The sequence below is a fragment of the Streptomyces sp. NPDC038213 genome, from assembly GCF_055600495.1.
In genome coordinates this window covers 105,149-129,851 of sequence record NZ_JBVJYM010000010.1, presented here as the reverse complement: position 1 = coordinate 129,851, position 24,703 = coordinate 105,149, and the positions used below count along the sequence as shown (strand labels likewise).

General features: G+C 73.5%; 21 protein-coding genes and 1 pseudogene. 7 read left to right on the top strand and 15 right to left on the bottom strand.

Annotated elements, in window-relative coordinates:
* Positions 1–4: 4 nt before the first annotated feature.
* Both ACZ7JZ_RS17435 and ACZ7JZ_RS17430 read right to left on the bottom strand, forming a co-directional pair.
* On the bottom strand, positions 5–1,210 hold the full coding sequence (locus tag ACZ7JZ_RS17435) for an ABC transporter substrate-binding protein (protein WP_470939591.1): 1,206 nt from the start codon (positions 1,208–1,210) through the stop codon (positions 5–7).
* A 116-nt stretch (positions 1,211–1,326) separates the two neighbouring features.
* A complete protein-coding gene (locus ACZ7JZ_RS17430) occupies positions 1,327–2,766 on the bottom strand; it encodes a gamma-aminobutyraldehyde dehydrogenase (RefSeq protein WP_470939588.1) in 1,440 nt (479 codons plus the stop codon).
* 184 nt (positions 2,767–2,950) lie between these two features.
* On the opposite strand from ACZ7JZ_RS17430, the gene ACZ7JZ_RS17425 reads away from it, so the two are divergent.
* The 6 genes from ACZ7JZ_RS17425 to ACZ7JZ_RS17400 all read left to right on the top strand — a co-directional run bounded on the left by ACZ7JZ_RS17425 (position 2,951) and on the right by ACZ7JZ_RS17400 (position 9,166).
* Complete coding sequence (locus tag ACZ7JZ_RS17425) at positions 2,951–3,439, top strand: Lrp/AsnC family transcriptional regulator (protein WP_470939585.1); 489 nt, start codon at positions 2,951–2,953, stop codon at positions 3,437–3,439.
* Positions 3,424–4,803: an aspartate aminotransferase family protein gene (locus ACZ7JZ_RS17420; protein ID WP_470939582.1), complete on the top strand. Its 1,380-nt coding sequence runs from the start codon at positions 3,424–3,426 to the stop codon at positions 4,801–4,803. The genes ACZ7JZ_RS17425 and ACZ7JZ_RS17420 overlap by 16 nt, the downstream gene beginning before the upstream one ends.
* A 313-nt stretch (positions 4,804–5,116) precedes the next feature.
* Positions 5,117–5,860, top strand: a complete 744-nt coding sequence (locus tag ACZ7JZ_RS17415) for an ABC transporter ATP-binding protein (protein WP_470939579.1) — start codon at positions 5,117–5,119, stop codon at positions 5,858–5,860.
* Positions 5,842–6,930 (top strand): hypothetical protein, encoded by a 1,089-nt coding sequence (locus ACZ7JZ_RS17410; protein ID WP_470939576.1) that lies wholly within the window; start codon positions 5,842–5,844, stop codon positions 6,928–6,930. The genes ACZ7JZ_RS17415 and ACZ7JZ_RS17410 overlap by 19 nt, the downstream gene beginning before the upstream one ends.
* 58 nt (positions 6,931–6,988) lie before the next feature.
* Positions 6,989–8,089 carry an LOG family protein gene (locus ACZ7JZ_RS17405; protein WP_470939573.1) on the top strand — a complete coding sequence of 367 codons (1,101 nt, stop codon included), beginning with the start codon at positions 6,989–6,991 and terminating at the stop codon, positions 8,087–8,089.
* Between the two features lie 129 nt (positions 8,090–8,218).
* Positions 8,219–9,166: a DMT family protein gene (locus tag ACZ7JZ_RS17400; protein WP_470939570.1), complete on the top strand. Its 948-nt coding sequence runs from the start codon at positions 8,219–8,221 to the stop codon at positions 9,164–9,166.
* A gap of 5 nt (positions 9,167–9,171) precedes the next feature.
* On the opposite strand, the gene ACZ7JZ_RS17395 is transcribed toward ACZ7JZ_RS17400, so the two are convergent.
* The 9 genes from ACZ7JZ_RS17395 to rpsB all read right to left on the bottom strand — a co-directional run bounded on the left by ACZ7JZ_RS17395 (position 9,172) and on the right by rpsB (position 19,212).
* Entirely contained in the window at positions 9,172–10,212 is a 1,041-nt protein-coding gene (locus ACZ7JZ_RS17395) for an ABC transporter ATP-binding protein (protein ID WP_470939567.1), read from the bottom strand.
* Entirely contained in the window at positions 10,212–11,825 is a 1,614-nt protein-coding gene (locus ACZ7JZ_RS17390) for an ABC transporter permease (RefSeq protein WP_470939774.1), read from the bottom strand. Before ACZ7JZ_RS17390 ends, ACZ7JZ_RS17395 begins: the two co-directional genes overlap by 1 nt.
* Before the next feature lie 68 nt (positions 11,826–11,893).
* Positions 11,894–13,009: a thiamine ABC transporter substrate-binding protein gene (locus tag ACZ7JZ_RS17385; RefSeq protein WP_470939564.1), complete on the bottom strand. Its 1,116-nt coding sequence runs from the start codon at positions 13,007–13,009 to the stop codon at positions 11,894–11,896.
* Between the two features lie 297 nt (positions 13,010–13,306).
* Positions 13,307–14,422, bottom strand: a complete 1,116-nt coding sequence (gene rlmN / locus ACZ7JZ_RS17380; protein WP_470939561.1) for a dual-specificity RNA methyltransferase RlmN — start codon at positions 14,420–14,422, stop codon at positions 13,307–13,309.
* A 253-nt stretch (positions 14,423–14,675) separates the two neighbouring features.
* A complete protein-coding gene (locus ACZ7JZ_RS17375) occupies positions 14,676–15,788 on the bottom strand; it encodes a phosphatidate cytidylyltransferase (RefSeq protein ID WP_470939559.1) in 1,113 nt (370 codons plus the stop codon).
* On the bottom strand, positions 15,788–16,345 hold the full coding sequence (gene frr, locus ACZ7JZ_RS17370) for a ribosome recycling factor (RefSeq protein ID WP_030758692.1): 558 nt from the start codon (positions 16,343–16,345) through the stop codon (positions 15,788–15,790). Before frr ends, ACZ7JZ_RS17375 begins: the two co-directional genes overlap by 1 nt.
* 59 nt (positions 16,346–16,404) lie before the next feature.
* Positions 16,405–17,187: a UMP kinase gene (gene pyrH / locus ACZ7JZ_RS17365; protein ID WP_470939556.1), complete on the bottom strand. Its 783-nt coding sequence runs from the start codon at positions 17,185–17,187 to the stop codon at positions 16,405–16,407.
* A gap of 162 nt (positions 17,188–17,349) precedes the next feature.
* On the bottom strand, positions 17,350–18,180 hold the full coding sequence (gene tsf, locus ACZ7JZ_RS17360; RefSeq protein ID WP_470939553.1) for a translation elongation factor Ts: 831 nt from the start codon (positions 18,178–18,180) through the stop codon (positions 17,350–17,352).
* 135 nt (positions 18,181–18,315) lie between these two features.
* Positions 18,316–19,212 (bottom strand): 30S ribosomal protein S2, encoded by an 897-nt coding sequence (gene rpsB, locus ACZ7JZ_RS17355; RefSeq protein WP_470939550.1) that lies wholly within the window; start codon positions 19,210–19,212, stop codon positions 18,316–18,318.
* Between the two features lie 480 nt (positions 19,213–19,692).
* On the opposite strand from rpsB, the gene ACZ7JZ_RS17350 reads away from it, so the two are divergent.
* Positions 19,693–20,316 (top strand): M23 family metallopeptidase, encoded by a 624-nt coding sequence (locus tag ACZ7JZ_RS17350; RefSeq protein WP_470939547.1) that lies wholly within the window; start codon positions 19,693–19,695, stop codon positions 20,314–20,316.
* Here ACZ7JZ_RS17350 and ACZ7JZ_RS17345 read toward each other — a convergent pair.
* From ACZ7JZ_RS17345 to ACZ7JZ_RS17330, 4 genes and pseudogenes are all read right to left on the bottom strand, one after another.
* Complete coding sequence (locus ACZ7JZ_RS17345) at positions 20,306–20,845, bottom strand: TetR/AcrR family transcriptional regulator (RefSeq protein ID WP_470939771.1); 540 nt, start codon at positions 20,843–20,845, stop codon at positions 20,306–20,308. The two genes, ACZ7JZ_RS17350 and ACZ7JZ_RS17345, sit on opposite strands and share 11 nt — an antisense overlap.
* Positions 20,846–20,913: 68 nt before the next feature.
* Positions 20,914–21,750 carry an RNA polymerase sigma factor WhiG gene (whiG, locus tag ACZ7JZ_RS17340; protein WP_470939544.1) on the bottom strand — a complete coding sequence of 279 codons (837 nt, stop codon included), beginning with the start codon at positions 21,748–21,750 and terminating at the stop codon, positions 20,914–20,916.
* 251 nt (positions 21,751–22,001) lie between these two features.
* The gene (gene dprA / locus ACZ7JZ_RS17335; protein ID WP_470939541.1) at positions 22,002–23,306 is read right to left on the bottom strand and encodes a DNA-processing protein DprA; all 1,305 of its coding nucleotides are present in this window, start codon (positions 23,304–23,306) and stop codon (positions 22,002–22,004) included.
* A gap of 8 nt (positions 23,307–23,314) precedes the next feature.
* Positions 23,315–24,700 (bottom strand): annotated as a pseudogene (locus tag ACZ7JZ_RS17330) (YifB family Mg chelatase-like AAA ATPase); the annotation flags it as partial.
* Between the last annotated feature and the right edge of the window lie 3 nt (positions 24,701–24,703).

The following is a 24,703-nucleotide window of genomic DNA, read 5'->3' as shown; positions in this document are numbered from 1 at the left end:
CGCCTCACAGGCCCACGATGCCGTTCCACCGCCGGGCCAGGGTCCGCCGCTCGGCCGGGGAGATGTCCCGGGCCACGGCGAGCCGCTTGCGCATCGGCCCGTCCGGGAAGATGAGCGGGTCCTCGGCGAGGGCCGCGGTCTCCTCGTCGTCGGAGTCCGCGAGCACGTCGCGGGCGGCGGGCACGGGGCAGACGTAGTTGACCCAGGCGGCGAGCTCGGCGGCGGTCTGCGGGTCGTAGTAGTGGTCGACGAGGGCCTCCGCATTGGCCTTGTGCGGGGCGAGGTTGGGGATGAGCAGGCTCTCCGCCCACAGCTCCGCGCCCTCCTCGGGCACCACGAACTCGATGTCGGGGTCGTCGGCCTGCAGCTGGATCACGTCCCCCGAGTAGGCCTGGCAGGCCAGGACGTCGCCGGTGGACAGGTCCTTGATGTAGTCGTTGCCGGTGAAGCGACGGATGTGCTTCCGGCGGACCAGGTCCTCGACCCGGTCGCACACCCGGTGGAAGTCCGCCTCGGTCCAGCGGGTCACGTCCACGCCGTCCCCCTGCATGAGCAGCGCGAAGGACTCGTCCAGCCCGGACAGCAGGGTGACCTTGCCCGCCAGCTCGGGGCGCCACAGGTCCGCGGTGGACTTCAGCTCGCGCCCCAGCCTCCTGCGGTTGTACGCGATCCCGGTGATCCCGCACTGCCAGGGGACGGTGTGGGCGCGGCCGGGGTCGAAGGCGGGCGAGCGCAGCTGCGGGTCGAGGTGGCGGGCGACGTTGGGCTGGGCGGCGCGGTCCATCTCCTGCGCCCAGCCGAGCCGGACGAACCGCGCGGCCATCCAGTCGCTGACCACGACGAGGTCGCGGCCGGTCTCCTGGCCGTTCATGAGGGCCGGGCCGACCTTGCCGAAGAACTCGTCGTTGTCGTTGATCTCCTCGGTGTACCGGACCCGGATGCCGGTGCGCCCGGTGAAGGACTCCAGGGTCGGGCGGCGGGTCTCGTCCTCGTCGTCGGTGTCGATGTAGAGGGGCCAGTTGGCGAAGGAGACGGTCCGGTCCCGGTCCGAGCGGTCGGCCGCGGACCGGTCCTCCTCCTCGATGAAGGCCGGGGGGACCCCGCAGCCGGCCAGGGCGGCCAGCAGTCCGGCCGAGCCGAGTCCGCGCAGCGCGGTGCGGCGGGGGATTCCCCGGCGGGCGGGGGCGCGGGGTGCGGTGCGTACGGGCATGCGCACAGGTTCGGCTCACGCAGGAGGGGCGGGCAATAGACAAGGTGTCTACTGCCCGCCCCTCCGGGGAACGGGGTTGATCACGCGTCAGGCGCGGACCGGCTCCCGGCCGGGTGTCAGCCGCCCAGCGAGGTCATCACGTGCTTGATGCGGGTGTAGTCCTCGAAGCCGTAGGCGGAGAGGTCCTTGCCGTAGCCGGACTTCTTGTAGCCGCCGTGGGGCATCTCGGCGACGAGCGGGATGTGGGTGTTGATCCACACGCAGCCGAAGTCGAGGGCCTTGGACATGCGCATGGCGCGGCCGTGGTCCTTGGTCCAGACGGAGGAGGCGAGGGCGTACTCGACGTCGTTCGCGTACGCGACGGCCTGGGCCTCGTCCGTGAAGGACTGGACGGTGATGACCGGGCCGAAGACCTCGTTCTGGACGATCTCGTCGTCCTGCTTGAGGCCGGAGACGACGGTCGGGGCGTAGAAGTAGCCCTTCTCGCCGACCTGGTGGCCGCCCGCCTCGACCTTGGCGTGGGCGGGGAGGCGCTCGATGAAGCCCGCGACCTGCTTGAGCTGGTTCGGGTTGTTCAGCGGGCCGTAGAGCACGTCCTCGTCGTCCGGCTGGCCGGTCCTGGTGTCGGCGGCGGCCTTGGCGAGGGCGGTGACGAACTCGTCGTGGATGGACTCGTGGACGAGCACGCGGGTGGCGGCCGTACAGTCCTGGCCGGCGTTGAAGTAGCCCGCCACCGCGATGTCCTCGACGGCCTTGGCGATGTCGCAGTCCTCGAAGACGACGACGGGGGCCTTGCCGCCGAGCTCCAGGTGGACGCGCTTGACGTCCTTCGAGGCGCTCTCGGCGACCTGCATGCCGGCGCGTACGGAGCCGGTGATGGAGGCCATCGCGGGGGTGGAGTGCTCGACCATGGCCTTGCCGGTCTCGCGGTCGCCGCAGATGACGTTGAAGACGCCCTTGGGCAGCACGGAGTCGATGATCTCGGCCATCAGGACGGTCGAGGCCGGGGTGGTGTCCGAGGGCTTGAGCACCACGGTGTTGCCCGCGGCGATGGCCGGGGCGAACTTCCACACGGCCATCATCATCGGGTAGTTCCACGGCGCCACCTGGGCGCAGACGCCGACGGGCTCGCGGCGGATGATCGAGGTCATGCCCTCCATGTACTCGCCGGCCGAGCGGCCCTCGAGCATGCGGGCGGCGCCGGCGAAGAACCGGAGCTGGTCGACCATGGGCGGCAGCTCCTCGCTGGCCGTCAGGCCCAGCGGCTTGCCGGTGTTCTCCGACTCGGCGGCGACGAGCTCGTCCGCGCGGGCCTCGAAGGCGTCGGCGATCTTGAGCAGGGCCTTCTGGCGCTCGGCCGGGGTGGTGTCGCGCCAGCCCGGGAAGGCGGCAGCGGCGGCGGCCATGGCCGCGTCCACGTCGGCCTGGCCGGACAGCGGAGCCGTCGCGTAGACCTCGCCGGTGGCGGGGTTGACCACCTCGGTGGTCCGCCCGTCGGCGGCGTCCCTGAACTCTCCGCCGATGTAGTTGCGCAGACGACGCAGTTCGGTGGTCACTACAGCCACTCTCCTGATCACATGTCCAATGAGTGAGACAGTTCCCCAGCCTAACCCCTGAGCCGACGCTTTCGACAGAGCCAGACGTCACCAACTACGAAATCAGTTGGATCCGATCTCCCGAACAACGGATTTCATTGATTCCGGGTTGCGGAACTGCTGACTCCTCGTGCAGAGTGAGCTCGTGGTCAGTCGAAGCACAGATGCCAGGAACAGACAGACGTCCCCTTCGGTCGATGCTGTGTCCCTGGCGATCATCGAGCAACTGCAGGAGGACGGCCGCCGTCCGTACGCAGCAATCGGCAAGGCCGTCGGCCTGTCGGAGGCCGCCGTGCGCCAGCGGGTCCAGAAACTGCTCGACCAGGGCGTCATGCAGATCGTCGCCGTCACGGACCCGCTCACGGTGGGCCTGCGGCGCCAGGCGATGGTCGGCATCAACGTCGAGGGGGACCTCGACCCGGTGGCCGACGCGCTGACCGCAATGGCCGAGTGCGAGTACGTGGTGATGACCGCGGGCTCGTTCGACCTGATGGTGGAGATCGTCTGCGAGGACGACGACCACCTGCTGGAGACGATCAACAAGCGGATCCGCACGCTCCCCGGCGTGCGCTCCACCGAAAGCTTCGTTTACCTGAAGCTGAAGAAGCAGACCTACATGTGGGGAACCCGATAGCCGTGAGCCAGGACCTGTCCAAGACCGCGTACGACCACCTGTGGATGCACTTCACCCGCATGTCCTCGTACGAGAACTCCCCCGTCCCCACCATCGTGCGGGGCGAGGGCACCTACATCTACGACGACAAGGGCAAGCGCTACCTCGACGGGCTCGCCGGCCTGTTCGTGGTCAACGCCGGCCACGGCCGCAAGGAACTGGCCGAGGTCGCCTACAAGCAGGCCCAGGACCTCGCGTTCTTCCCCGTGTGGTCCTACGCCCACCCCAAGGCCGTGGAGCTCGCCGAGCGCCTCGCGCACTACGCCCCGGGTGACCTGAACAAGGTCTTCTTCACCACCGGCGGCGGCGAGGCCGTCGAGACCGCCTGGAAGCTCGCCAAGCAGTACTTCAAGCTCAAGGGCAAGCACACCAAGTACAAGGTCATCTCCCGCGCGGTCGCCTACCACGGCACCCCGCAGGGCGCGCTGTCCATCACGGGCCTGCCGGCCCTGAAGGCCCCCTTCGAGCCGCTGGTACCGGGCGCCCACAAGGTCCCCAACACCAACATCTACCGCGCCCCGATCCACGGCGACGACCCCGAGGCCTTCGGCCGCTGGGCCGCCGACCAGATCGAGCAGCAGATCCTCTTCGAGGGCCCCGACACCGTCGCGGCCGTCTTCCTGGAGCCGGTGCAGAACGCCGGCGGCTGCTTCCCGCCGCCGCCCGGGTACTTCCAGCGGGTCCGCGAGATCTGCGACGAGTACGACGTGCTGCTCGTCTCCGACGAGGTCATCTGCGCCTTCGGCCGCCTCGGCACGATGTTCGCCTGTGACAAGTTCGGCTACGTGCCGGACATGATCACCTGCGCCAAGGGCATGACCTCGGGCTACTCCCCGATCGGCGCCTGCATCGTCTCGGACCGCATCGCCGAGCCCTTCTACAAGGGCGAGAACACCTTCCTCCACGGCTACACCTTCGGCGGCCACCCCGTGTCCTCCGCCGTGGCCCTGGCGAACCTCGACATCTTCGACAAGGAAGGCCTCAACCAGCACGTGCTGGACAACGAGGGCAACTTCCTCTCGACGCTGCAGAAGCTGCACGACCTGCCGATCGTCGGCGACGTCCGCGGCAACGGCTTCTTCTACGGCATCGAGCTCGTCAAGGACAAGAACACCAAGGAGTCCTTCACGGACGAGGAGACCGAGCGCGTGCTCTACGGCTTCCTCTCCAAGGCGCTCTTCGAGAACGGCCTGTACTGCCGGGCCGACGACCGCGGCGACCCGGTCATCCAGCTGGCCCCGCCGCTGATCTCCGACCAGGGCACCTTCGACGAGATCGAAGGCATCCTGCGCTCGGTGCTCACCGAGGCCTGGACCAAGCTGTAACCCTCCCCCGTCTCGCCGGGCACCCGTCCCGCCCGGCGAGCCAGGCTCCCCCCGGGATGTTGCGGATCCCGGCGAGCCCATGACGGCCACCCTCACCGCCGTCATGCCCCCACACGGCCCGGATACGCCCGTTCGAGTGAGAACGGCCGCGTCCGGGCCGTGTGCTGTCGGCGTACGGCGCACCGTCTCCTTACGGTGCCCGGAGACCGCCCGCGTGACCGATCGGCTCCGCGTTCGTTCCCCCGGACGGGCGGACCGGGCCGTCTCCTCCGGTCCGCAGTCGCATCGTCCCCGCCGAACCGAGGTGTACGCCATGGTGGCCCCGCCGGACAACGACGTGCTCTGGGCACGCTCCCTCCACTACGCCCACGGCCCCTCGCCCGCCCTCGCCGGGATCTCCCTCGGGATCCGCGCCGGCGAGGTGCTCGCGATCACCGGACCCCGCGGCAGCGGGAAGACCACCCTGCTGCACTGCCTCTCCGGCCGGCTGCTGCCCGCCGAGGGCGAGGTGTGGTTCAACAGCGTCCCCGTGCACACCATGGGGGCCCTCCACCGGGAGCGGCTGCGCCGCGACCGCTTCGGCTGGATCGGCCCCGAGCCCCAGCTCGTCCCCGAACTGAACGTGTGGGAGAACGCCGCCCTGCCGCTGCTGCTGGCCGGCCGCCCCCACCGGGCCGCCAAGCGGGCGGCCGCCGAATGGCTGGACCGCCTCGACATCGGCGGCTGCGCCCGCCGCCGCCCCGGCTCCCTCGACCGCTCCCAGGCCCAGCGCGTCGCCCTGGCCCGCGCCCTGGTCGCCGAACCCGCCGTGGTCTTCGCCGACGAGCCGGCCGCCCCGCTGCACCGGGCCGAGGGCGCCCAGCTGCTGCGCACCCTCACCACCGCGGCCCGCTCCCACGAGGTCACCGTGGTCCTCACCGCCCAGGACGGGGAGGCCGTCGCCGCCGCCGGACCCGACCGCACCCTGGCCCTGTCCGACGGCCGGCTCGCCGGCAGCCCCGGGGCCGCGCTCCCCGCCGACGCGGAAGGCCGCACCGCGTGCTCGCTCTCCGCCTAGTCCGCGGCTCCCGCCCGCTCGCACAGCTGCGCCGGCTGCTGGTCGCGGCCGCCTCCGCCGGCACCGGCTTCCTGCTCCTGTACATCCTGGCCGCCGCGGTCGCCCGCCCCGACGGCTCCGCACCCCGGCTGCTGTGGTGCCTCGTCCCCCTGGCCGCGACCGTGCAGTTCGCCGTGGCCGTGGCCCGCGCCGACCCCGCGGCCCGGACCCGCGACGGGCTCTCCGTCCTGGGCTTCGGCCCGGTCCGGCTCGCCCTCGTCGGCGCCGTCTCCACCGCCGTCGCCTGCACCCTCGGCAGCGCCCTGGCCCTGCTCGCCTTCCTCCACCTGCGCGGCGACATCGGCGGACTGCCCTTCGACGGGGCAGGCGGCTCGCTGCTCCACGCGGACCGGCCCCTGCCCGTACCGGCCGCACTGACCCTGCTGGCCCTGCCCCCGCTCGCCGCGGCCGCCGCCACGGCCCTCGCGCTGCGGCCCCGCACCGCCCCGGCCCGCGCCCCGCAGCAGCAGCTCCCCTGGGGCGTGGCCCTGCTGGCCACCGGACTGGCCGTGCTCGGGTACGCCGGACCGCGCCCGGCCGGGATGCTGGCCGGATGGACCCTGGCCGCCGCCGGGCTGGCCCTGGCCGGTCCCGCCGTGGTGCACGGCTGCGGGGCCGCGGTGCAGCTCGTCCGGCCGGGCGCGGTACGCCTGCTCGCCGGCCGCTCCCTCCAGGAGGAGGCCCCCCGGATCGGCCCCCCGCTCGGGGTGCTGTGCGCGGTGGCGGCGGCCGGGACGAGCGCGGCGGGGCTGCCGGGGCGCTCCGGCGCCCCCGGTTCCGCGGCCCTGCTGGGCCCGCTGACCCTGCCGGCCGCGCTCCTCGTCCTGCTCTGCGCGGCGGCGACGGTGCTGGTCACGGCGGTGGAGGCGCGGCAGGCCCGGGCGCGGACCCGCCAGGACCTGCTGGAGCTGGGCACACCCGCCGGGGTGCTGCGGGCGGCGGCGGCCGTGCGGATCGCGGTCCTGCTGGTGTGCTGGTCCGCGCTGGCCTGGGCGGCCGCCCGGCCCGCACTGGCGGCCCTGGGCGGCTGAGGCGCGGGGCCCCGGCCTCGGCGGGCCGCGGCCTGGGGCCCCTCGTTAGGCTTGCCGGGTGGCGTACGGGCATCCTGCAGACACCGAGATCGAGACCCTGGCGGAGTTCGACCGGGCGGCGGCCCGCGGCTCGCTGGCCGGCTGCCGCATCCAGTCGGTCGACCTGCGCGGGCGCACCCTCGCCCTGCTGTCGGCGGACGCGACGGCCGCCGTGTTCCTCGGCTGCCCGATGGAGCCGGACGCCGCCGCGAAGGTCCGGGCGGACGGGGCGCTGGTCTTCCCACCCGTCCCCGACCTGCCCTTCAACCCGTACCGCGGGGTGCTGTACACCCCGCAGGAGCTCTTCGACGGGCTGGAGCAGGGGTACGCGGCCACGACCGACGCCCTCGCCTACGACTGGGCGAAGACCAGCGCCGGGGACGGCGACGTGCTCTCCTCCATGCTCCGCGCGATCCACGACGACTCGGTCTCGGACGCCCTGGACGAGCACCTGGCCGGGGTCCGGGTGGCCGGGGTGATGGGCGGGCACGCCCTGGCCCGCGGCAGCGCGGAGTACGCGGGCGCGGCCCGGCTGGGCCGGGCGCTGGCCCGCGCCGGGCTGACCGTGGCCACCGGCGGCGGCCCGGGCGCGATGGAGGCCGCCAACCTGGGCGCGTACCTCGCCCCGTACGGGGACGGGGCCCTGCCCCGGGCCCTGGAGCTGCTGGCGGCGGCCCCCTCCTTCACCCCCTCGGTGACGGACTGGGCGCGGGCGGCCTTCGAGGTGCGGGAGCAGTGGCCGGACGGCGGGGACTCGGTGGGCATCCCGACCTGGTTCTACGGGCACGAGCCGCCGAACGCGTTCGCGAGCCGCATCGCGAAGTACTTCGCCAACGCGACCCGCGAGGACGGCCTGCTGGCCCGCGCGAACGCGGGCGTGGTCTTCCTGCCGGGGGCGGCGGGCACCGTGCAGGAGGTGTTCACCGCGGCGACCCCGAACTACTACTCCTCGCGCGGCGAGCCCGCCCCCATGGTCCTGGTCGGCCGGGAGCACTGGACCCGCACCCTGCCCGCCTGGCCGCTGCTGCGGTCCCTGGCCGCCGGGCGCCCGATGGCGGACCGGATCGCCCTGGTGGAGTCGGTGGACGAGGCCCCGGCGGCCCTCGCGGCCCTCTCCTGACCCCGGGGCCGCGGCCCGCCGCCGGAACTCCCCGCACGGTTTGTGCGCATCCGAGGCAACTCGGGGCCCTCTTCTCCCGTCTGGCAGAGGTACGTCCGCACACCCTGCCCGACCCGAACGGAGCCCCCGGTGCTCATAGGCCTGCTCACCGCCATCGCGGCATCGCTCTGCTACGGCACGGGATCCGTCCTCCAGGCCCTCGGATCCCGCAGGTCCGCCCGCCTGGAAGCGGCCCGCGCCGGCACCCGCACCCAGCACGGCGGCCCCAGCCTGTCCTCCACCGCGAAGGCCGCGACCACCTGGGAGTTCATCGCCGGGACCGTGCTGGACTTCATCGGCTTCGGGCTGGGCGCGCTCGCCGCCCGCCTGCTGCCCCTCTTCCTCTCCCAGACGGTGATCAGCGCCAACCTGGTCGTCACCGCCGTCCTCGGCGTGAAACTGCTCGGCCTGCGGCTCAGCCGCAGGGAGTGGGCGTCCATCGCGACGGTCTGCGCCGCGCTCGTCCTCCTCGGGAGCGCCGCGGGCCACGAGGGCGACCGGCACGCCCCGGCGGCCACCCACTGGTGGCTGCTCGCCGTCACCGTCCTGCTGATGGGCGGCGGCACGGTCGCGGTACGCCTCCTGGGCGCGCGGGCCGCGATCCTGGCGGGCCTGCTCTCCGGCCTGGGCTTCGGCGCGCTCGGGGTGGGCGTGCGCATCCTCGACGGGATCGACCCCTTCGACCCGGCCGTCCTGCTCGCCGACCCGGCGCTGTACGCGATCGTGCTGGCCGGCTCGGTGGGCATGTACCTGCACACCGTGGCCCTCCAGATCGGCTCGGTGAACGGCGCGACGGCCGCGCTGGTGGTCGGCGAGACCGTGCTGCCCGGCGCGATCGGCGTGCTGTGGCTCGGGGACGCCTCCCGGCCGGGGTACGCCTGGCTGGCCGTACTCGGCTTCGTGCTGGCCGTGGCGGGAGCGGTGGCGGTGGCCTGGTTCGGCAACCACGAGGGGGCCGGGCCGCAGCAACCCGGTGCCGGGGACCCCGGGGAGGCCCGCGGAGCCCCCGTACCGGCCGGGGCCCCCGCCCGCCGCTGACCGGTTCAGCCCTCCGGCAGCACCACGACCTCGGACGCGCTGAACGCCACGGCCACCCGGTCCCCCGCCGCGGGCGCCTCGCGCAGCTCGCACTCGGCCTCCAGGACCGGCCCGCCGTCCGCCGGGCGCAGCCGGAGCGCCACGTGCGTCCCCCGGAAGGTCCGGGCCCCCACCGTGCACTCCAGCCCCTGACCCGCGGGGACGAGCCGCACCCCGGCCGGGCGGACCAGCAGCCGCCGCTGCCCGTCGGGGGTGCCGTCGGGTACGGGGATGCGGCCCCAGGGGGTGGCGGCGGCGCCCGCGGCCACGGCGGCGGGCACGACGTTGTCGAAGCCGAGGAAGCGGGCCACGAACTCCGAGGCCGGGCGCTGCCACACCTCCAGGGGGGTGCCCGCCTGCGCGATCCGGCCGTCCTTCATCACCACGACCCGGTCGGCGAGCGCGAAGGCCTCGCCCTGGTCGTGGGTGACGGCGAGCACGGTGGTGCCGAGCCGCCCGAACAGCGCGCGCAGTTCGACCACGAGCCGCTCCCGCAGCCCCCGGTCGAGCTGGCCGAGCGGCTCGTCGAGCATCAGCAGCCGGGGCCGCGGGGCCAGGGCCCGGGCCAGCGCCACCCGCTGCTGCTCCCCGCCGGAGAGGGCGGCCACGGCCCGGCCCCCGGCCCCGGGCAGTCCGACGAGCTCCAGCAGCTCGGCGACCCGCCGCTGCTGTCCGGCCCGGTCCACGCCGTGCATCCGCAGCCCGAAGGCCACGTTTCCGGCGACGTCCCGCTGCGGGAAGAGCTGGTGGTCCTGGAACATGAGCCCGACCCCGCGCCGGTGCACGGGTACGGAGGCCTGGTCGGCCCCGGCGAGCCGGATCCGGCCCGCGGTGAGCGGCTGGAGCCCGGCCACCGCCCGCAGCAGGGTGGACTTGCCGCTGCCGCTGGGGCCGAGCACGCAGACGGTCTCGTGCTCGGCCACCGACAGGTCCACGGAGTCGAGGACGGCCCGGCCGCCGAACCGCACGGTCGCCCCCTCGGTCGCGAGCAGCGGCTGCAGCGTCATCAGAACTCTCCGGAGGTTCGGTCGGGGCGCAGGCGGTCCAGCGCCAGCAGCGCGGCGGCGCACACCAGCATGAGGATGGTGCTCAGGGCCATCGCCTGCCCGTAGTTCAGCTCGCCCGCCCGGCCCAGCAGCCGGGCCACGGCCACCGGCAGGGTCGGGTGGTCCGGCCGCGCGATGAAGACGGTCGCGCCGAACTCGCCGAGGGAGACGGCGAAGGCGAATCCGGCGGCGACCAGCAGGGCCCGCCGCACCAGCGGCAGGTCCACCTCGCGCCAGGCCCGCCACGGGGAGGCGCCGAGCACCGCGGCGGCCTCGCGCAGCCGCCCGTCCACGGCCCGCAGTACGGGCAGCATGGTCCGCACCACGAAGGGCACCCCGACCAGCGCCTGCGCCAGCGGCACCAGGATCCACGAGGTCCGCAGGTCGAGCGGGGGCTCGTCCAGGGTGATCAGGAAGCCGAAGCCGACCGTCACCGCGGACACCCCGAGGGGCAGCATGAGCAGGGCGTCGAACCCGCGCACCAGCCGGCCGGCCCGCCGGGTGAGCGCCGCGGCCGCCAGCCCGCCGATCAGCAGGGCGATGGCGGTGGCCGCGAGGGCGTACTCCAGGGAGTTGCCGATGGCCTCCAGCGGGGGCACGAGGAAGGTCCCGGTGGCGTCCGCGTCCTGCAGGGCCCGGTAGAAGCCGAGCCCGTAGCCCTCCGAGGTGTCGAAGGACCGTTCCACCAGGACGCCCAGCGGCAGCAGGACCAGCAGGACCACGCTCAGCAGCACCCCGCCGAGCAGGGCCCGCTGGGCGGCGCCGCGCGGGGGGTGCGAGGTGCGGGCCGGGTCGACGAGCGCGAGCGCGCTCTCGCGGCGGCGCACGGTGCGGGCGTGCACGGCGAGGATCGCCCCGACCGCCGCGAACTGCACGAGCGTGAGCACGGCCGCGGTCGGCAGGTCGAGCAGCTGCGCGGTCTGCCGGTAGACCTCGACCTCCAGCGTGGAGTACGCCGGACCGCCCAGGATCTGTACGACGCCGAAGGAGCTGAACGTGAACAGGAAGACCATCAGCGCGGCGGCGGCCACGGCCGGGCCGAGCGCGGGCAGCGTGACCCTGCGGAAGGCCCCGAACCGCCCGGCGCCCAGCACCCGGGCGGCCTCCTCCTGCCGCGGGTCCAGCTGGGCCCACAGCCCGCCGACGGTCCGCACGACCACGGCGTAGTTGAAGAACACGTGGGCCAGCAGGATGGCCCACACCGTGGTGTCGAGCCGTACGCCCGCCAGCTCGTCGAGGAGCCCGCCGCGGCCCACCAGGGCCAGGAAGGCGGTGCCCACCACGACGGTCGGCAGCACGAACGGCACGGTGACCACCGCCCGCAGCAGCTGCTTGCCGGGGAAGGAGAAGCGCGCGAAGACGTACGCCCCCGGCAGCGCGACCAGCAGGGTCAGCACCGTGGAGGCCAGCGCCTGCCAGGTGGTGAACCAGAGCACCCCGCCGATGTCCGGCCGGGCCAGCACCTCGCCGATCCGGCCGAAGTGCCAGCCCGAGTCCGTCTTGAACCCGCGGCCGACGATCGCGGCCACGGGATAGGCGAAGAAGAGCCCGAAGAAGGCGAGCGGGAGGGCCATCAGGGCGAGCCTGAGGGCCGTGTCCGGCCGCGCCGGGGCTGCCGGAGCCGCCGCCGGGGTGTCCCGTCCTACTTCAGGACGGTCGAGGTCCATGCCTTGACCCACTGCTCGCGGTTCTCGGCGATCTCGGCCGGGGCCACGTCCCAGGGCTTGTCCACCACGGCGCCGTGCTGGGTGAACAGCTCGGGCAGGGCCGCGCCCTCGACCACGGGGTTCACGAACATGTTGAGCGGCATGTCCTCCTGGAACGTCTTGCTGACCAGGAAGTCCAGCAGGGCCTTGCCGCCCGCCTCGTTCTTCGCGCCCTTCAGCAGGCCCGCGAACTCGGTCTGGCGGAAGCAGGTGCCGGTGGCGACGCCCGTCGGGGCCTCCTTGGGCTGCGGCTCGGCGTAGAGCACCTCGACCGGCGGGCTGGAGGCGTACGAGACCACCAGCGGGCGGTCGCCCTTGGCCTTCTTACCGCCCGCGGAGCCGGAGAAGCGCTCGTTGTACGCCTGCTCCCAGCCGTCGACGACCTCGACGCCGTTGGCCTTCAGCTTGCCCCAGTATCCCTCCCAGCCCTGCTCGCCGTACTTGCCGACGGTGGCGAGGAGGAAGCCGAGGCCGGGCGAGGAGGTCGCGGCGTTCTCGACCACGAGGAGGTCCTTGTACTCGGGCTTGACCAGGTCGTCCAGCGTCTGCGGCGGGGCGATCTTCTTGTCCGCGAAGTACTTCTTGTCGTAGTTGACGCAGATGTCGCCGGAGTCGACGGGCGTGACCCGGTGCTGCGCCTTGTCGAGCTGGTACTGCCCGCCCACGGCGGCCAGGCCCTTCGCCTCGTACGGGGTGAAGATCCCGTTGTCGAGGGCGCGCGAGAGCAGGGTGTTGTCCACGCCGAAGAACACGTCGCCGCGGGGCGAGCCCTTGGTGAGGATCTCCTGGTTGAGGGCGGTGCCGGCGTCCCCGCTCTTGAGGACCTTGACGGTGTAGCCGCTCTGCTTCTCGAACTCCTTCAGGACCGCCGGGGTGGCGTTGAAGGAGTCGTGGCTGACGAGCGTGACGGTCGTGGACTTCTTCGGCGCGCCCGAGGCGGAGCCGGATGCGGCGGTCCCGCCGCTGCCGGACTCCCCGCCGCACGCGGCGAGGGCGGCGGCCCCGAGGGCCGCGGCGAGCGCGACGGCCGCCGTCTTCTTGGTGGTGCTCACGAGACATTCCTCCTGGAGTGACCAGGAGAAGACGCGGCCCCGCCCCGGCGCTCATGGAGAGCGGACGCCGGCGCAGGGCGCAACAGCTTGAGGTGTGAAGACCGAACTCCCTACCCGGAATGACCCGGGCGAGGTTCAGAGGGTCTGCGGACTGACGGATGCCGCACTCTCAGCGCTGTGGCGCTCCCCTGTCGGAATATGCAGTTGGTTCGGGCCCAGGGTACCCCGGGCCCGATCCGCCGCTTCCGCTGCTCCCGCAGTGCGGACGCCCCCGCGGACACCCGCCCGCGGGAGGCCTCAGCGCTCGGCCGCGGCGAGCTGCCCGCAGGCGCCGTCGATCTCCTGGCCGCGGGTGTCGCGGACCGTGACCGGCACCCCGTGGTTGGCGATGGCCTGGACGAAGGCCCGCTCGTCCTCCGGGCGGGAGGCGGTCCACTTGGAGCCCGGGGTCGGGTTGAGCGGGATGAGGTTGACGTGCACCCGCTTGCCCTTGAGGAGGCGGCCCAGCAGGTCGCCGCGCCAGGCCTGGTCGTTGATGTCGCGGATGAGGGCGTACTCGATGGAGATCCGGCGGCCGGACTTCTCGGCGTACTCCCAGGCCGCGTCGAGCACCTCGCGGACCTTCCAGCGGGTGTTCACGGGCACGAGGGTGTCGCGCAGCTCGTCGTCGGGGGCGTGCAGCGAGACCGCGAGGCGGCACTTGAAGCCCTCGTCGGCGAAGCGCAGCATGGCCGGCACCAGGCCGACGGTGGAGACGGTGATCCCGCGCTGGGACAGGCCCAGGCCGTCGGGCTCGGGGTCGGTCAGCCGGCGGATGGCGCCGACGACCCGCTTGTAGTTGGCCAGCGGCTCGCCCATGCCCATGAAGACGATGTTGGACAGCCGCGCCGGGCCGCCGGGGACCTCGCCGTCGCGCAGGGCGCGCATCCCGTCGACAATCTGGTGGACGATCTCGGCGGTGGACAGGTTGCGGTCCAGGCCGGCCTGGCCGGTGGCGCAGAAGGGGCAGTTCATCCCGCAGCCGGCCTGCGAGGAGATGCACATGGTGACCCGGTCGGGGTAGCGCATCAGCACGGACTCGACGAGCGTGCCGTCGTGGAGCCGCCACAGGGTCTTGCGGGTGGTGTCCTCGTCGCAGCTGATGTGCCGGACCACGGACATCAGGTCCGGCAGGAGCTCCTCGCGGAGCTTCTCGCGGGACGCGGCCGGGATGTCGGTCCACTCGGCCGGGTCGTGGGCGTAGCGCGCGAAGTAGTGCTGCGAGAGCTGCTTGGCCCGGAAGGGCTTCTCGCCGATCGCGGCGACGGCCTCGCGGCGCTCGGCGGGCGAGAGGTCGGCCAGGTGGCGCGGCGGCTTCTTGGCTCCGCGGGGCGCGACGAAGGTCAGCTCGCCCGGGGCGGGACGGGGGGCCATGAACGGTACTCCTCGGTGGGTCGAGGCCTGGCGCGCCCCCGCGGCGGTGCGGGGCGGACGGGTGGCTCGAGAACCGGAGCCGGGAGACCTCACGGGGTCCGTCCGCGCGGTCGCGGGACGGAGAAGGGCGCGCCACTCGGAAGTGGCGCGCCCTTCAGGATACAGTGCCCGGTTTGCGTGACGCGCGGAAGCGGTCCGCCACCGGGTCGGCGGGGCGGTGCGGGCCGGGGCCCGTACCGCGTACCCGTACCGCTCAGCCCGTGCCGACGAAGGCGGCGAGCAGCAGCCACACCACCGGGGCGGTGGGCAGCAGGGAGTCGAGCCGGTCCATGATGCCGCCGTGGCCCGGGAGCAGGGTCCCCATGTCCTTGATGCCGAGGTCCCGCTTGATCATCGACTCGCCGAGGTCGCCGAGCGTGGCGCTGACCGCGACCGCGAGCCCCAGCAGCAGCCCCTGCCACCAGGCGCCGCCGTCGATCAGGAACTCCATGCACAGCGCGCCGGCGGCCATGGCGAAGGCCACGGCCCCGAACAGCCCCTCGCGGGTCTTCCCGGGGCTGATGCGCGGGGCGAGCTTGTGCTTGCCGAAGCGCCAGCCGACGGCGTACGCGCCGGTATCGCTGACGACGGTCAGCACGAGGAAGGTCACCACGCGCTGCGGTCCGTCGTCGGCGGTCAGCAGCATCGCCACGAACGTGGCCAGGAAGGGCACGTAGAACGCCGCGAACACGCCGGCCGTGACGTCCCTGAGGTAGTTCTCGGGGGGTTCCGTCATCCGCCAGACCAGCACCGCGAGCGCCGTGAGGGCCATGGCGACCCAGGCCCCCTCGGGTCCCCGGACGTACCCGGCGACGACCATGGCGGCGCCGCCCAGGGCGAGCGGCACCAGGGGGGCCTTGATCTCCTTGCGTTCGGCCAGCCGGGAGGTCAGCTCCCAGAGGCCGACGACGACCGCGACGACGACGACGCCGACGAAGACCGCCTTCACGATGAACAGCGAGGCGAAGATCACCGCACCGAGGCCGACGCCGACCCCTATGGCGGCACGCAGGTCCCGCCCCGCGCGCTTCTTCTGCGGCGGCTGCGCGGCCTGCGGGGCCTGGGGCGGGGGCGGCGTGGGCATGGGCTCCTGCGGCGGCGTCTCGTCGCGGAACGGGGGACCGCCCGGCTGGGCGGCCCCCCGGTCGCGTGCTTCGTGGTCTCCGAAGCCGTCGGGCACGATGGGCATGGGCCGAGTGTGCGGGCCCTCCAGCGCATCGTAGGCGGGACCCGCCGGTACCGGCGCAGGGACGGGCCCCGGATCGGACGGCGGCCGGCCGCCGGAGAGTCCGGCGCCCGGCGCGGCCGCCCAGGGAGAGTCGTTCATCAGACCTCGAGGAGCTCGGCTTCCTTGTGCTTCAGCAGCTCGTCGACCTGCGCGACGTACTTCGCGGTGGTGTCGTCGAGCTCCTTCTCCGCGCGGCGCACCTCGTCCTCGCCGGACTCCTTGTCCTTGACGAGCTTGTCGAGGGCGTCCTTGGCCTTGCGGCGCACGGAGCGGATGGAGACCTTCGAGTCCTCGGCCTTGGTGCGGGCGACCTTGATGTAGTCGCGGCGGCGCTCCTCGGTCAGCTCCGGGAAGTTGACCCGGATGATGCTGCCGTCGTTGCTCGGGTTGACGCCGAGGTCGGAGTCGCGGATCGCCTGCTCGATGTTGCGCAGGGCGCTCTTGTCGAACGGGGTGACCACGGCCATGCGCGGCTCGGGCACCGAGAAGGACGCCAGCTGGTTGATGGGCGTCAGGGCGCCGTAGTAGTCGGCCACGATCTTGTTGAACATCGCCGGGTGCGCACGGCCGGTGCGGATCGCGGCGAAGTCCTCCTTGGCCACCACGACGGCCTTCTCCATCTTCTCCTCGGCCTCGAGGAGGATTTCTTCGATCACCACGTGCTCCTGCATGTCTTGAGTGGATGGTTCAGCGGAGGCGGTACGGGCCCGGCGGCTCAGGCCCGGGTGCCCTGGTCGCTCACCAGGGTGCCGATCTTCTCACCCTTGACGGCGCGGGCGATATTGCCCTCCGCAAGGAGCTCGAAGACGAGGATCGGCAGCTTGTTGTCGCGGCACAGGGTGACGGCCGTGGCATCGGCGACCTTCAGGTCGCGGGTGATCACCTCGCCGTACTCGAGCGCGTCGAACTTGACCGCGTCCGGGTTGGTCTTCGGGTCGGAGTCGTAGACCCCGTCCACGCCGTTCTTGCCCATGAGGAGCGCCTCGGCGTCGATCTCGAGGGCGCGCTGGGCGGCGGTGGTGTCGGTGGAGAAGTAGGGCATGCCCATACCCGCGCCGAAGATCACGACGCGGCCCTTCTCCAGGTGCCGTACGGCCCGCAGCGGGATGTACGGCTCGGCGACCTGGCCCATCGTGATGGCGGTCTGGACCCGGGAGTCGATGCCCTCCTTCTCCAGGAAGTCCTGGAGGGCGAGGCAGTTCATGACGGTGCCGAGCATGCCCATGTAGTCGGACCGCGCCCGGTCCATACCGCGCTGCTGCAGCTCGGCGCCGCGGAAGAAGTTGCCGCCGCCGATGACGACCGCGATCTCCGCGCCGTCCCGGACCACGCCCGCGATCTCGCGCGCGATCGCGTGGACGACGTCGGGGTCGACTCCCAGGCCGCCGCCGCCGGAGAAGGCCTCACCCGACAGCTTCAGCAGGAATCGCCGGGCGCCCTTCTTCTCGTGGTCGCTCTTGTCGTGGGAAGCGGTGTGGGTGTCCACGCCCTGATTCATGGAGATCTCCTCGTGCACATACGAAGAAGGCCATTGCCGGTGGGTCCTTGCGGTTCCCTCTACGGCAATGGCCTCCTCGTCAGATCTGCGGTCGTCCGGCGCGAGCGCGGCCGACTGCCTCAGACCCTACCGGGGTCCGGTGTCCGTCGCGTACGGACGGACTCAGATGCCGACCTTGATGCGGGTGAAGCGCTTCAGGGTGACACCGGCCTCGTCCAGGATCTGCTGGACGGACTTCTTGTTGTCCAGGGCGTACGCCTGGCCCAGGAGCGTGGCGTCCTTGAAGAAGCCGTTGAGGCGACCCTCGACGATCTTCGGCAGGGCGGCCTCGGGCTTGCCCTCGGCGCGGGTGGTCTCCTCGGCGACGCGGCGCTCGGACTCGACGACCTCGGCCGGGACGTCCTCCTTGGAGAGGTACTTCGGCGCGAAGGCGGCGATGTGCTGCGCGATGCCGCGGGCGACGTCGCTGTCCTTGTCCAGCTCGATGAGGACACCGATCTGCGGGGGCAGGTCGGGCATGGTGCGGTGCATGTAGGCGGTGACGAAGCCGTCGCCGTACTGCGCGAAGCGGTCCAGGACGATCTTCTCGCCGAGGTTCGCGTTGGCCTCGTCCACGAAGGCCTGGACGGTCTTGCCGGCCTCGATCTCGGAGGCGAGGAGCTCCTCGATGCCCGCCGGGGAGGTGGCGGCCACGTGGGCGGCGATCTGGGCGGCGACGGCCTGGAACTTGTCACCCTTGGCGACGAAGTCCGTCTCGCACTTCAGCTCGACGAGGACACCGGAGGTGTTGTCGTCGGCGATGAGGGACACGACGGCACCGTTCTCGGCGGAACGGCCCTCGCGCTTGGCGACGCCCTTCTGGCCCTTGATGCGCAGCGCCTCGACGGCCTTGTCGACGTTGCCGTCCGACTCGTCCAGGGCCTTCTTGCAGTCCATCATGCCCGCGCCGGTGAGCTCGCGGAGCTTCTTGACGTCAGCGGCGGTGTAAGCCATGAGTCTGTGATTCTCTCTCGAAGTCGTAGATCTACGGGTGAACGGCGGGGGCCGGCGCCTCGTGAGCACCGTCCCCCGTCGTCATCGTCCGCGCTGCGGGTGCCCGGAGCGTGAACTCCGGGCGCCCCCAGTGGGTCAGGCCTGCTCGGCGTCCGCGGCGGGGGCCTCGGCGGCCGGAGCCTCGTCGGCAGCGGCCTCGGCGGCCGGGGCCTCAGCGGCCGGCGCCTCGGCGGCGGGGGCCTCGTCGGCCTTCTTGTCACCCTCGAGCAGGTCGCGCTCCCACTCGGCCAGCGGCTCGCCGATGACCTTGTCGCCCGGCTTCGAGTCACCGGCGGCAACGCCGGAACGGGCGATGAGGCCCTCGGCGACGGCGTCGGCGATCACGCGGGTGAGCAGGGTGACGGAGCGGATCGCGTCGTCGTTGCCCGGGATCTTGTAGTCGACCTCGTCGGGGTCGCAGTTGGTGTCGAGGATCGCGACGACCGGGATGTGCAGCTTGCGCGCCTCGCCGACGGCGATGTGCTCCTTCTTGGTGTCCACGATCCAGACGGCGCTGGGCACCTTCTGCATCTCGCGGATACCGCCGAGGGTCTTCTCGAGCTTGGCCTTCTCGCGGGAGAGGACCAGGAGCTCCTTCTTGGTGAGGCCGGAGGCGGCCACGTCCTCGAAGTCGATCTGCTCGAGCTCCTTGAGGCGCTGCAGACGCTTGTAGACGGTCGAGAAGTTGGTGAGCATGCCGCCCAGCCAGCGCTGGTTGACGTAGGGCATGCCGACGCGGGTCGCCTGCTCGGCGATCGCCTCCTGCGCCTGCTTCTTCGTACCGACGAACATGATGGAGCCGCCGTGCGCGACGGTCTCCTTGACGAACTCGTAGGCGCGGTCGATGTACGACAGCGACTGGAGCAGGTCGATGATGTAGATGCCGTTGCGCTCGGTGAAGATGAAGCGCTTCATCTTCGGGTTCCAGCGACGGGTCTGGTGACCGAAGTGGACGCCGCTCTCCAGCAGCTCCCGCATCGTTACGACGGCCATGGCCGTACTCCTTGAGGTACTCGGTTACCGCGGCCGCCGGACGGCTGCCGCGCCTGACGCCCCGACGCGCCGTGCCACGAGGGACCGAGGAGCGCGGCCACCGGCCCTTGCGGGATCCGGTGGCGGGGCGTGCGAAGTCGACCCGGTGACCCGGATCGCCACAAGAAGTGTACGGGACCGGCGCCGGTGCCGGGTGACGCGCCTGTCCACACCGCCCCCGCCGTCCACAGCCCGCCGCACCCGTCCGGCCTGCGGCCCCACCGTGGACCCATGACCCCTCCCCGCCCCGCGGCCCCGCCGCCCGCGCCCTGCCCGGCCCTGCCCCCGGCCCCCCGCCCATCCCGGCCACCGGCCCCCCGCCCTACCCGGCCACCGGCCCTGCTCACGGCTCGCCTCACGGCTCGGCTCGCGGCCCGGCCGAGGGCCCTGCCCCCGGCCCTGCGCGCAGCGCGACTCAGGGTCCTGCCTGCGGCCGTACCCATGGCTCGGCCCACGGTGCGGCTCGCGGCCCGGCGCCCGATCTGCCTGCCGGTCCTGCTCCTGTGCCTCCTGCTGTGCCTGCTGCCGTCGGCTCCGCCCGCCGGTGCACTGGGGCCCGCGGGGCACCTCCCGCCGGCTGCGGGCGCGGGTGCGGCCGTGGCCGCGGAGCGCGCCGCGGGCGGCCCCGCACGGCGCCCGCTGCCGGCCCCGCTGCGGGTGCTGCGCTGGTGGCGGCCCCCGCCGACGCCCTACGCCGCCGGGCACCGCGGGGTGGACCTGGCGGCCCCGGTGGGCACGCAGGTGCGGGCCGTCGGCCCGGGGCGGGTGCACTACGCCGGACAGGTGGCGGGGCGCGGAGTGCTCTCCCTCACCCTCCCGGGCGGGCTGCGGACCACGTACGAGCCGGTGCGCCCGCTCGTGGCCACGGGCGACCTGGTCGAGGCGGGCCGGCCGGTGGCCGTGCTCACCGCGGGGGCGCACTGCTCCGTGCCCTGCCTCCACTGGGGCCTGCTGGCGGGCGAGACCTACCTGAACCCCCTCGGCCTGCTCCCCCGCCCCGTGCCGCGGCTGCTGCCGCTCGGTCCCCCGGGGCGGCGGGCGGGGCGGGTCGGGTTCAGCCCGTGACCCCGCGCAGGGCGAGGGCCACGGCGGCGTCGGTGACCTCGGCGGGGTCCTCGGCCGCCCCGAGCTCGATCCGCCGCACGGCGGCGTCGACGACACCCTGGAGGAGCATGGCCGCCAGCCGGGGCTGCCGGTGGCCGAGGGCGGCCAGGGCCTCGACGATCATCGCGATGAGCCCGCCGTGCGCGGCGCGGATCTTCTCGCGGGCGCCCGCGTCGAGCTCGCCCGCGGAGATGGCGACCACGGCCCGGTGCCTGCGGTCGCCGACCAGCAGGAGCTGGCTGCGCACGTAGGCCTCGATCTTGGCCGCGGGGGTCTCCTCGGCCTCCATCGCCGCTTCGATCTCCGCGGCCCAGACGGGGAAGTCCACGGCGCAGAGTTCTTCGACCACGGCGGCGCGGGAGCGGAAGTACTCGTAGACGGAGGAGCGGGCCAGACCGGTCCGCTCGGCGAGGGCGGGGAACGTCAGCGCGTCCGTCCCCCCCTCGGACAGCAGGGAACGCGCGGCGTCCAGCAGGGCGCCTCGCTGCATCGTCCGGTGCTCGGCCACCGAGGCCGCTCGAATCCTGGGCACCCTTCCACTCTACGGACGGTCGGGGGTCAGCGGCCCACATCGGCGAGCTTCGCCCGCAGTTGGAGCACGGACTTGGTGTGGATCTGGCTGACCCGGCTCTCGGTGACCCCGAGCACGTTGCCGATCTCGGCGAGGGTCAGGCCCTCGTAGTAGTAGAGGGTCACGACGGTCTTCTCGCGCTCGGGCAGCGTGTTGATGGCCCGGGCCAGGAGGCGGCGCAGCTCCCGGTCCTCGGCCACCTCCACGGGGTTGTCGGCGGCCGTGTCCTCCAGCGTGTCCATGAGGCTGAGCCGGTCGCCGCCCTCCCCGCCGACGTGCAGGAGCTCCTCCAGCGCGACCACGTTGGCCAGGGAGAGCTGGCTGAAGACCGAATGGAGGTCCTCCACCCCGATACCCATCTCCGAGGCCACCTCGGCCTCGGTGGGAGTGCGCCTGAGCTGGGCCTCCAGGGTGGCGTAGGCCCGCTCGACGGCGCGCGCCTTCTGCCGGACCGACCGGGGGATCCAGTCCAGGGCCCGCAGCTCGTCGATCATCGCGCCGCGGATCCGGGTGATCGCGTAGGTCTCGAACTTGATCGACCGGGTGATGTCGAACTTCTCGATGGCGTCGATCAGGCCGAAGACCCCCGAGGAGACGAAGTCGGCCTGTTCGACATTGGGCGGCAGACCGACGCTGACCCGGCCCGCGACGTACTTCACCAGCGGTGAGTAGTGCAGGATCAGCTGCTCCCTCAGGCGCTCGTCTCCCGTGTCCTTGTACGACCGCCAGAGCTCGTCCAGGGACGAGGGCGCGGTGGACCGCTCGCTGCCTCGGGCAGCGGGGGGCACCGCAGCGCGGTCAGACCCGGAGGTGTGCTGGGGCATGCGTCGCCTTGTGCCGTTCTGCTGTGTGCTGGCTGGTCGGAGCGGGGGGCCTCGGCCGGTGGGGAGTCCTTGCGAGCGTAGCGTGAGCAAGCGGTCGCGGTGCGCGAAGAGTACGGGATCGGGGAGGAGCACCCGGGCTTCCTCCGTCACGCGGGCGGCCCGGGGCCGGCACCTGGTGCGCGGCCCCGGCGGGCGGGGCCGGGAGGGCGGCGTATCTCATCGGCTTCACCCTTTCACCGGAACGCCCCAGGTCAAGGACCGCCTCGCCGGGCGCCCCCGGTTTGTTGGCCGGTTTCCCCGCGGATCCGCCCGTCCCCCGGCCGGCCGCACGGCGCCTCACCCCCCTTCGGCGTCCGGCTCAACTGCCATGCGTCGCCCAGCCGTTCGACGAACCCCAGAGAGTGAAGTTCGTACAGTCTGCCGATGACTTCATCGGTGTCCGAGCCCGCCGCGAGCACCACTTCGGCGGTCCCGGCGGGGCGGCCCGCGGGGAGGGCCTCCAGCACCCGGGCGGTCCCCGGGTCGAGGAGGTCCCGCGGGCAGACGGGCCCCCGGCGCGCGGGCGCCAGCTCGCCCATGTCCCCCACCAGCTCCACGATCTCGTCGGCGTCGGTGACGAGCACGGCCTCGCCGCGCAGCAGTTCGTGCACCCCCGCGGAGAGACCGCTGGTCGCCGGGCCCGGCACGCCCATCGTGTGCCTGCCGAGCCGCTGCGCTCTGCGGGCCGTGACGAGCGAGCCGCTGCGGTACGCGGCCTCCACCACCACCGTCCCGCGGGTGAGCGCGGCGATCACGCGGTTGCGCAGGATGAACCGGCTGGGCGTCGGATGGCTGCCGGGCGGCAGTTCCCCGAGGACCAGGCCCTGTTCGGCGATCCGGGCGAGTAGTCCGGCATGGCCGCGGGGGTACCCGGTGTCCACCCCGCAGGCCAGAACGGCGGCGGTGGCCCCGCCCGCGGCGAGCACCCCGCGGTGGGCGGCCCCGTCGATCCCGTAGGCGGCGCCGGAGACCACCACCCAGCCCCGCTCGGCGAGCCCGGTGGCCAGCCTGGCCGCCATGTGCGCGCCGTACGGGGTGCAGGCGCGGGCGCCCACCACGGCCACCGAGCGCAGGGCCCACATCCGCAGCGAGGGGCGGCCGCGCACCCAGAGCCCGAGGGGCCGGGCGTCCCCGAGGTCGTCGAGCTGGCCGGGCCAGTCCGGCTCACCGGGGCAGATGAACCGGCTGCCGGCCGCCTCCGCCGCCGCGAGGTCCGCCTCCGGGTCGGCGGCCGCTGCCCGTCTGCGGTACCCGGCGATCCGGTCGGGGCCGACGCCGGTGAGCGTGCCCTCCTCGAACCCCGGTGCGGTCAGCAGCCGCATCAGGCCCGCGGCCCCGAACTGCCGCAGCCAGCGCCCGCCGTGCTCGTCGCCCGGTTCGAGGACCCGGGTCAGCGCGGCCCTGGCCAGCCGCTCCCGGGGGGCGGGCCCTCCCACCCCGGCCGGGCTCCCCTGACCGGGGGCGGCGGGGCCGTCGGGCATGTCCGGTGCGGCACGGTCGGCCTGAGTGCCGCTCATACCGCGCCTCCCACGGCCACCGGCACCCCGCGGGCGATGCCGGTGCGCAGTTCGAGGGCGACGGCCACATCGAGGGCCTCGGGGCGGTCGCGCCCCCTGAGGTCGGCGACGGTCCAGGCCACGCGCAGCACCCGGTCCAGCCCGCGGGCGGTGAGCAGCCCGCGCTCCATGTCCCGCTCGGCCTGGGCGAGGGCTCCCGGGTCCGGGTGCCAGCGGGTGCGCAGTTCGTGGCCCGGCACTTCGGCGTTGAGCGACCACGGGGTGCCGGCCAGCCGGGCCGCGGCCCTCTCGCGGGCCGCGCGGACCCGCTCGGCGACGGCGGCGCTGGCCTCTCCGCGCCCGCCCCGGCCGAGGAGGTCGGAGCGGGTCACGGGCTCGGCCTCCACCCGGAGGTCCACCCGGTCGAGGAGGGGCCCGGACAGGCGGGCCTGGTAACGGCGGATCACGGAGGCGGGGCATTCGCAGCCCGAGCCGTGCAGTGTGTGCCTGCCGCAGGGGCAGGGGTTGGCGGCCAGGACGAGGAGGAAGCGGGCCGGGAGACGGACGACCCCGGCGGCGCGGGCGATGACGACCTGTCCGGACTCCAGGGGCTGGCGCAGGGCGTCGAGGGCGCGGGTGCTGAACTCGGGTGCCTCGTCGAGGAAGAGCACGCCCCGGTGGGCCAGGGAGACGGCGCCGGGCCTGGGCAGCCCGTTCCCCCCGCCGACGAGGGACTGCATGGTCGCCGAGTGGTGCGGGGCGCAGTAGGGGGCCGCCGCGACGAGCGGTTCGCCGGGCGGGAGGACGCCCGCGACCGAGTGCACCGCCGTGACCTCCAGGGACTCCTGGCGGGTCAGCGGCGGGAGGATGCCGGGCAGCCGCTCGGCGAGCATGGTCTTCCCGGCGCCGGGCGGGCCGGACAGGAACAGGTGGTGTCCTCCGGCGGCGGCCACCTCCAGGGCCCGCCGAGCCCCGCGCTGTCCGGCCACGTCGGCGAGGTCGGCCGGTTCGGCCCTGCGGGACGCGGATCCGCCACCGGTGCCGGAGCCGGGCAGCAGGAGCCCGGCCGTGGGATCGGGCCGGGTCCCGGGGCCGGGGTGGGCGGGGGGCTCCTCCTCGGGGACCTCGCCGTCCGTGAGCACGGCGATCAGCTGGCGCAGGCTGCGGACGCCGAGCACGGAGACCTCGGGGACCAGGGCGGCCTCGGGAGCGGACTGCTCGGCCACCACCACCCTGCGGAACCCGGCCTCGGCGGCGGCGAGCACGGCGGGCAGGATCCCGCGGACGGGCCGGACCCGGCCGTCGAGCCCGAGCTCCCCGATGAGGACGAGGTCGGCGATCTCCCGCGGGTCGATCCGCTCGGCGGCACCGAGCACCGCGGTCGCAACGGCGAGGTCGAATCCTGCGGAAGGACGGAT